This is a genomic window from Pedococcus sp. (genome assembly GCF_036554925.1).
Lineage (GTDB): Bacteria > Actinomycetota > Actinomycetes > Actinomycetales > Dermatophilaceae > Pedococcus_A.
Genome location: NZ_DATBMI010000108.1, coordinates 1 through 7,652 on the forward strand (window position 1 = coordinate 1; position 7,652 = coordinate 7,652).

Consider the following 7,652-nt stretch of genomic DNA (forward strand, 5'->3'; position numbering starts at 1 on the left):
TCCAGCTCCAGGTCGAGGCGCTCGACCGCAACCGCCTGCTCTCGGACGTCACCCGCGTGCTGTCCGACCAGCACGTCAACATCCTGTCGGCGTCGGTGCAGACCTCCCGCGACCGGGTCGCCATCTCGCGGTTCACCTTCGAGATGGGCGACCCCGGCCACCTCGACCACGTCATGAAGGCCGTGCGCAAGATCGACGGCGTCTTCGACGTCTACCGGATCACCGGCACCAAGGCCGCGGCCACCACGTCGTGACCCCGGCCCCGCCGTGCCCGCGGCGGGCGGTCAGCCGCTGAACTCGTCGAGGTTGCCGCGGGCCTGGGCCAACCACTGCTCCTGGGCCTCGAGCTTGGCCCTGGCGTCGGCCACCTTCTTCTCGTTGCCCGAGGCCTCGGCCTTGGCGAGGTCGTCCCGCAGGCCGGCGACGGAGGCCTCGAGCTGGTCGACCATGCTCTGGGCGCGCGCGGCCACCTCGGGGTTGGTCTGTGCCCAGCGCTTGTCGTCCGCGTCGCGCACGGCGGACTCGATCCGGCGCAGGCCCTTCTCCATCCGGTCGACGTCGGTGCGCGGGACCTTGCCCGCGGCGTCCCACTTCTCCTGGATCGCGCGCAGCGCCGCCTTGGCGGCGTCGATGTCCGTGACCGGCAGGATCGCCTGCGCCTCCTGCAGCAGCTGTTCCTTGACGGCGAGGTTCCCGCGGAACTCCTCGTCCTCGGCGGCCGCCATCTGGTCCTTGGCGGCGAAGAACGCGTCCTGGGCGGCCTTGAAGCGCTCCCACAGGGCGTCGTCGTCGGCCCGTGACGCGCGGCCGGCCTTGCGCCAGCGGTCCATCAGCCGCTTGAACGCGCCGGCGGTGGCGCCCCAGTCGGTGCTGGTCGAGAGCTCCTCGGCCTCGGCGACGAGGGCCTCCTTCGCTGCCCTGGCCTCGGACTGGCTGCTCTCGAGCTGCGCGAAGTGGACCCGGCGTGCCTTGTCGAAGCTGTTGCGCGCGTGGCTGAAGCGCTGCCACAGCGCCGTCTCGGTCTCCCGGTCGAGGCGGGCGCCCGAGCGCTGGTGCTGCTTCCACTCCTCGAGCAGGGCACGCATCCGTGCGCCGCTGGCCTTCCACTGGATCTTGTTCTCGGGCTGGGCGGCGATGGCCTCGGCCTCGACGACCAGCGCCTCCCGCTGCGCCTTGGCGGCCTCGCGGGCCTTGGTGCGCTCCGCCGCCTCGCTCTCCTTGCGGGCCTCGACAGCCTGCTCGATCTCCGCGACCTTGGTGGCAAGGGCCTCGAGGTCGCCGACGACGTTGGCCTCGGCGATGTGCTCGCGGAGCTTCGCGAGCCCCTCCTGGGCGTCCCTCGCCGTGATGTCGGTGGTGGTGAGGCGCTGCTGGAGCAGGTCGGCCGACGCCCACAGCTCATCGAACTTGCGCGCGAAGTAGTGCAGGGCCTCCTCCGGGGTGGCGCCGGGGTACGACCCGACCTCGCGCTCGCCCTCGGCGGTGCGGACGTAGACCGTGCCGGACTCGTCCACCCGGCCGAAGGTCTCGGCCGCTGGGCCGGGTGGGGGAGTGGGTGCCGCGACCGGGGGGTGTGCCACGGCCCGCAGCGCGGCCGGGCTGGGCGCAGGACCCGGCTTGGGGGCGCTGGGCTTGGGGGTGGCGGCCGGGGTGTTCTCGTCAGTCACGGTCAGGCCTTCTTCTCGGTCACAGCAACCTCGAGGATGCTGATGGGTGCGGCGGGGGTGCCGTCCTCGGCGCCGCCGGCCACACCTGCTGCGGCGATCTTCTCGACAATATCCATTCCTGCGGTGACGGTGCCGAAGATGGAGTAGCCCCCGCCCTCCGTGGGCAGCGTCGTGTCGTCGTAGACGATGAAGAACTGTCCGCCGTTGCTGTTGGGGTCCGAGGTCCGGGCCATGGCCAGGGTGCCCTTCGGGTAGCTGCCGTCAGCGGGGGCGTTCTCGATGCCGAAGGTGTAGCCGGGGCCGGGGCCGGCGCCGCCGAGCGGGTCGCCGCACTGGAGGACGAAGATCCCGGCGGTCGTGAGCCGGTGGCAGGGCGAGTCGGCCCAGTAGTCGCCGCCCGCCAGGGAGACGAAGGAGGCGACCGTCTGCGGGGCCTTGGCCCCGTCGAGGGCGAGGACGATGTCGCCGCAGTTCGTCGTGATGGTCGCCTCGAAGGTCTTGCCCGCCGCCGTCTTGGGGTCGGGCAGCGTCATCGGCGTGATCTCCTTGGGCGCGGCCGGTGCAGGCTTGCAGCCGGCGACGCTGGCCGACGGTGCCGCCGACGCGGAGGCTGACGGGGTGGCGCCGCCCGCGGTCTCGGTGTCACTGCCACCCATCACGTTGGCCAGCACGACGAACAGGGCGACGACCACGAGCACGGCCGCGACGACGACGGCGACCTGGCGGTTGCGGGCGGCCTCCCTGGCCCGTTGGGCCTCGCGCGCGTCGAGCTTCTCCTGACGGCGCCGGGCGCGGGCGCGTTCCTGCTCCTTCGTCACGTTCCGTGCTCCTTGTCGTGGCCTGCCGCCTGGGTGGCGGCCTGCGTGGGCTCGCGGTCTGCCGCAGCTGTCGCAGCGGCCGCCGTCAGTCTAGGCACCCGGCCTGCGGATAGGCTCGGCGCCGTGTTGACCATCGGTTTCCCGGCTGCCGCCTTCGGCACCAACTGCTACGTCCTGGCGACGGGGGTCGGCGAGGAGTGCCTCGTCGTCGACCCCGGCATCGGGGTCGAGGAGCCGTTGCGGCAGGTGCTCACCGAGAACCGGCTGCGGCCCTCCGCGGTGCTCCTCACCCACGGCCACATCGACCACATCTACTCGGTGACCCCGGTCTGCGGCGGCGACACGGCGGCCTACATCCATGGCGACGACCGGTATCGGCTGCACGACGCGCTCGGGCACGCCAACGCCGGGCTGGTGGCCATGCTCGAGCAGCAGTTCGGCACCGCGGCCACCTGGCGGGAACCGGAGCACGTCGTCGACCTCAAGGACCGCCAGCAGCTCGCGCTCGCAGGTCTCGACCTCGAGGTGCTGCACGCACCCGGGCACACCGAGGGCTCGGTGCTCTTCGCCATGCCGACGGTCCCGGACGGGCTGGGGGAGAGCGCGGGAGTGCGCTCGACCGTCCTGTCCGGGGACGTGCTCTTCGCCGGGTCCATCGGCCGCACCGACCTGCCCGGCGGCGACGGGGCCGCGATGCAGCGCTCGCTGCGCGACGTCGTCCTGCCCCTGCCCGACACCACCCTGGTGCTGCCCGGCCACGGCCAGGCCACGACCATGCAGCACGAGCGGGCCACCAACCCCTACCTGCAAGGATTGACCGCGTGAACGCCCCCGCACCGCGCGCCGCCAAGGTCACCCCCCTCAGCGGCTTCCCCGAGTACCTCCCCGCCGAGCGGATCGTCGAGCAGCACTTCCTCGACGTCATCCGCGAGACGTTCGAGCTGCACGGCTACCCCTCGATCGAGACCCGCGCCGTGGAGCCGGTCGACCGGCTGGTCGGCAAGGGAGGTGACGCGGACAAGGAGATCTACGGCGTCTCGCGTCTCGCCGGCGAGGAGGGCGAGGGCGGCGAGGCCGAGCTCGGGCTGCACTTCGACCTGACCGTGCCCTTCGCCCGCTACGTCCTCGAGAACGCCGGGCGGCTGTCCTTCCCGTTCCGCCGCCACCAGATCCAGAAGGTGTGGCGGGGCGAGCGGCCGCAGGAGGGGCGCTACCGCGAGTTCACCCAGGCGGACATCGACGTCGTCGACGTCGGCGAGCTCTCCCCGCACTTCGAGGCGGAGATCCCCTTGGTGATGGCCGAGATCTTCCAGAAGCTCCCGATCGGCCGGATGACCATCCAGGTCAACAACCGCAAGATCCCCGAGGGCTTCTACCGCGGCATCGGCATCGACGACGTCGCCGGCACCCTGCGCATCGTCGACAAGCTCGACAAGATCGGGCCCGAGAAGGTCAGGGCCATGCTGCTCGAGGCCGGACGCACGGACGACCAGGCCGACCGGTGCCTGGCCCTGGCAGCGATCCGCACCGAGGACCTCGGGTTCGTCGAGCGGGTCCGGGCCCTCGGTGTCGACCACCCCCTGCTCGACGAGGGTCTGGAGGCGCTGTCGCGGGTCATCACGACCGGCATGGAGAACGCGCCCGGCGCCATGGTCGCCGACCTGAAGATCGCCCGAGGCCTGGACTACTACACCGGCACGGTCTACGAGACCCAGCTCGAGGGCCACGAGTCGTGGGGGTCGTTCTGCTCCGGCGGCCGCTACGACGCGCTCGCCTCCGACGGCCGGACCACCTACCCGGGCGTCGGCATCTCGATCGGCGTCTCCCGGCTGCTCGGGCTGCTGCTCGGCAGGGGCCTGCTCACGGCCAGCCGCTCCACCCCGGCCTGCGTGCTCGTCGCGGTCAACGCCGAGGAGGACCGACCGCGCTCGAACCGCATCGCCACGGCCCTGCGGGCCCGGAGGATCCCCTGCGAGGTGGCGCCGAAGCCCGCCAAGTTCGGCAAGCAGATCCGCTACGCCGAGCGGCGGGGGATGCCGTACGTCTGGTTCCCGGGAGCCGGCGACGACGGGACCGACCAGGTCAAGGACATCCGCAGCGGCGAGCAGGTCGACGCCGAGGCCGGGTCGTGGAACCCTCCGGCCGAGGACGTGCGCCCGCAGATCCTGCGGGCCGACGCCTGAGCGCTCCGTGCTGCCGACCAGACGGGCCCTAGCGGGAGGCGGCCGGCAGGGGAGCGGGGGGCCGCAGGCCGCTGTCACGCAGCTCGAGGAGCGCCAGCGCTCGGACCACCTCGGGGTCGCGAGCCCGCCACGCCCCGGTCGGGTCGTCGGAGATCCGGGCGATCTTGGCCATCGGCTGGGTGGCCATCGCACGCAGGGCGAAGAGGTCGAGGTCGGCCGCGCTGTCGATGAACCGCTGTGCGGCGGTGGCCCTCCGGACGAACCTGCCGCGCAGGAACGCCCAGAACAGGCCGACGATCAGGATCGGCACCAGTGCGGTGACCCAGCCCAGCAGCAGGGCCAGCTGCTGCACCGCCGTCACGAGGTCCGTGCCGGCCTGCTCGATGGTCGTGCCCGCGCTGCCGGCCCGCTGGAACGGCTCGGAGAGCTGCTCACCGACCAGGGGCACGTCTCCGACAGCGGCGCCGGCCCGGCCCATCTGGTCTCGGAACCCCGAGCCGGCGTCCTGCAGCGTCTCGCCGGGGGCGGCGAGCTCGAGGGTGGCGTCGTGCACCAGCCGTCCCACCCAGGCCCAGCCGGCGGCCCAGAAGAAGACCCCGAGGTCGGCGAGCATCTGCAGGGTGCGGCGGCCGGGCAGGTCGGCATACAGCTTCATGACGCGCCTCTCGAGGTGTCGGGTTCGTGCAGGGGTCGCGGTCTAGACTCCCACCCGCACCTGCCGCCCACCTGCTAGGACGATCCCTGAGCCGCACCCCGCCTCCCGCGAGCGCCGTCGAGCGTGCGGTCCGCGGGTGGCTGAACCACCTCGACGTCGAGCGGGGCGTCTCGCCCAACACGCTGAAGTCGTACCGGCGGGACCTCGGGCGGTACACGGCATACCTCGCGGGCCGGGGTGTCACCGACCCGGCGGCGGTCACGGAGGGGCACGTCAGCGACTTCCTCGCGACCCTGCGCGAGGGGTGCGGGGACCACGCCCCCCTCGCGGCGTCGTCGGCGGCGCGGACCCTGGTCGCGGTGCGCGGCTTCCACCGCTTCCTCGTCCTCGAGGGCGACCTGGCGCAGGACCCGGCGGCCGCGGTGAGCCCACCGAGGCCCCCGTCGCGGCTGCCCAAGGCCATCAGCGTCGACGAGGTGGAGCGCCTGCTGTCCGCCGCCGGCGTCGGCGACACGCCGGCAGCGCTCCGCGACCGCGCCCTCCTCGAGGTCCTCTACGGCGCCGGGGCCCGCATCTCGGAGGCCGTGGGCCTCGACGTCGACGACGTCGACGCGGAGGAGGGGGTGGTCCGGCTGTTCGGCAAGGGCGGCAAGGAGCGGGTGGTCCCGCTCGGCTCGTATGCCGCGCAGGCGCTGTCCGCGTACCTGGTCCGCGGGCGTCCGGCGCTGGCGGCCAAGGGCAGGGGAACGGCTGCGATCTTCCTCAACCAGCGCGGCGGGCGGCTCTCCCGCCAGAGCGCGTGGACGGCGCTGCGGGCGGCCGCCGAACGGGCCGGGCTGTCCGGGCACCTGTCCCCGCACACCCTGCGGCACTCGTTCGCGACCCACCTGCTCGACGGCGGGGCCGACGTCCGGGTGGTGCAGGAGCTGCTCGGGCACGCCTCGGTGACGACCACGCAGATCTACACCCTCGTGACCGTCCAGCGACTGCGCGAGGTCTATGCGCAGAGCCACCCGCGCGCTCGCTGATCGAGCAGGGGCACGCTGATAGGGTCTGTTCGATCAGCGAGAGGCTGACCGATTTGCACCAGCTCACCGGGAGTGAAACGCCTGTGGATTCTGAGGTGACCACGTCAGCGGACCACCGCTCCGACGTCGCGCAGGACCAGCAGCCCGCAGACCAGACCAGCCACATGAACCCCAGAGGCAGTGACCGCGACCCCGCCACGCTGCCGGGCACGGAGCACGCTGGAGCAGGTCAGATCGGCCCCACCGGTCGGCCCATGCCCGACTTCCCGGACCCTGAGGCCCTGGCCTCACACGGCCCGGCGCGCATCATCGCCATGTGCAACCAGAAGGGTGGCGTCGGCAAGACGACCACCACGATCAACCTTGGTGCGGCCCTGGCGGAGCTCGGCCGACGGGTCCTGCTCGTCGACTTCGACCCCCAGGGCGCGGCGTCGGTGGGCCTCGGTATCCGGGCCAACGAGCTCGACGTCACGATCTACAACCTGCTCGTCGACCGGGGCCACGACGTGCGCGAGGTCATCCAGGGCACCCGCACCGAGAACCTCGACATCATCCCGGCCAACATCGACCTCTCCGCCGCCGAGGTCCAGCTGGTCGGCGAGGTCGCCCGCGAGCAGATCCTCGCGCGCGTGCTGCGCCCGGTGCTCGACGAGTACGACGTCGTCCTGATCGACTGCCAGCCGTCGCTGGGGCTGCTGACGGTCAACGCACTGACGGCCGCACACGGCGTGATCATCCCGCTCGAGTGCGAGTTCTTCGCGATGCGAGGCGTGGCGCTGCTGATCGACACGATCAACAAGATCACCGACCGGCTGAACCCGCGGCTGCAGACCGACGGCATCCTCGCCACGATGTTCGACTCGCGGACCCTGCACAGCAAGGAGGTCGTGCGCAGCGTCGTCGACCACTTCGGCGACCAGGTGTTCCACACGGTCATCAGCCGCACCGTGAAGTTCCCCGATGCCACGCTGGCGGCCGAGCCCATCACCTCCTACGCGTCGACGCACGGTGCGGCCGCGGCATACCGGCAGCTGGCCCGGGAGCTCATCGCCCGTGGCGGCGCCGCCTGACCACGTGAGCCAGGCTCCCGTGCTCGGCGAGTCTGACCAGCTCCCCGTCGAGGAAGGTCCGGCAGAGACGGACAGCGCCGCCGTCCCCGCCCCTGCCGAGCCGCGCACTCCGGCCGAGCCGCGCACTCCGGCCGAGCAGATCACCCCCGGCGGGGTCATCACCCGGCGCAGCGGCGCCGCGCCGTTCGAGGTGCACCTCGACGTGTTCTCAGGGCCCTTCGACCTGCTCCT

8 protein-coding genes and 1 pseudogene are annotated in these 7,652 nt (G+C 72.4%); 6 read left to right on the forward strand and 3 right to left on the reverse strand.

Annotated elements, in window-relative coordinates; translation table 11 throughout:
* Positions 1 to 254 (forward strand): ACT domain-containing protein (locus VIB11_RS08915; protein WP_332030413.1); only part of this gene is annotated, 254 nt, incomplete at its 5' end.
* A 30-nt stretch (positions 255 to 284) separates the two neighbouring features.
* Here VIB11_RS08915 and VIB11_RS08920 read toward each other — a convergent pair.
* Positions 285 to 1,667 (reverse strand): DUF349 domain-containing protein, encoded by a 1,383-nt coding sequence (locus tag VIB11_RS08920; RefSeq protein ID WP_332030414.1) that lies wholly within the window; start codon positions 1,665 to 1,667, stop codon positions 285 to 287.
* Positions 1,668 to 1,669: 2 nt separating this feature from the next.
* Positions 1,670 to 2,485: a peptidylprolyl isomerase gene (locus VIB11_RS08925; protein ID WP_332030416.1), complete on the reverse strand. Its 816-nt coding sequence runs from the start codon at positions 2,483 to 2,485 to the stop codon at positions 1,670 to 1,672.
* 123 nt (positions 2,486 to 2,608) lie between these two features.
* On the opposite strand from VIB11_RS08925, the gene VIB11_RS08930 reads away from it, so the two are divergent.
* Positions 2,609 to 3,310, forward strand: coding sequence for an MBL fold metallo-hydrolase (locus tag VIB11_RS08930; protein ID WP_332030418.1), 702 nt, complete (start codon positions 2,609 to 2,611; stop codon positions 3,308 to 3,310).
* Entirely contained in the window at positions 3,307 to 4,668 is a 1,362-nt protein-coding gene (hisS, locus tag VIB11_RS08935) for a histidine--tRNA ligase (RefSeq protein WP_332030420.1), read from the forward strand. The genes VIB11_RS08930 and hisS overlap by 4 nt, the downstream gene beginning before the upstream one ends.
* A 28-nt stretch (positions 4,669 to 4,696) precedes the next feature.
* Here the strand turns inward: hisS and VIB11_RS08940 are convergent, their stop codons facing one another.
* Entirely contained in the window at positions 4,697 to 5,323 is a 627-nt protein-coding gene (locus VIB11_RS08940; protein ID WP_332030422.1) for a hypothetical protein, read from the reverse strand.
* A gap of 86 nt (positions 5,324 to 5,409) precedes the next feature.
* Here VIB11_RS08940 and xerD point away from each other — a divergent pair, with 86 nt between their 5' ends.
* From xerD to VIB11_RS08955, 3 genes and pseudogenes are all read left to right on the forward strand, one after another.
* A complete protein-coding gene (gene xerD / locus VIB11_RS08945) occupies positions 5,410 to 6,351 on the forward strand; it encodes a site-specific tyrosine recombinase XerD (protein WP_332030424.1) in 942 nt (313 codons plus the stop codon).
* Between the two features lie 254 nt (positions 6,352 to 6,605).
* Positions 6,606 to 7,421, forward strand: a complete 816-nt coding sequence (locus VIB11_RS08950; protein WP_414695793.1) for a ParA family protein — start codon at positions 6,606 to 6,608, stop codon at positions 7,419 to 7,421.
* Positions 7,422 to 7,425: 4 nt separating this feature from the next.
* Positions 7,426 to 7,652: pseudogene (locus VIB11_RS08955) on the forward strand (hypothetical protein); the annotation flags it as partial.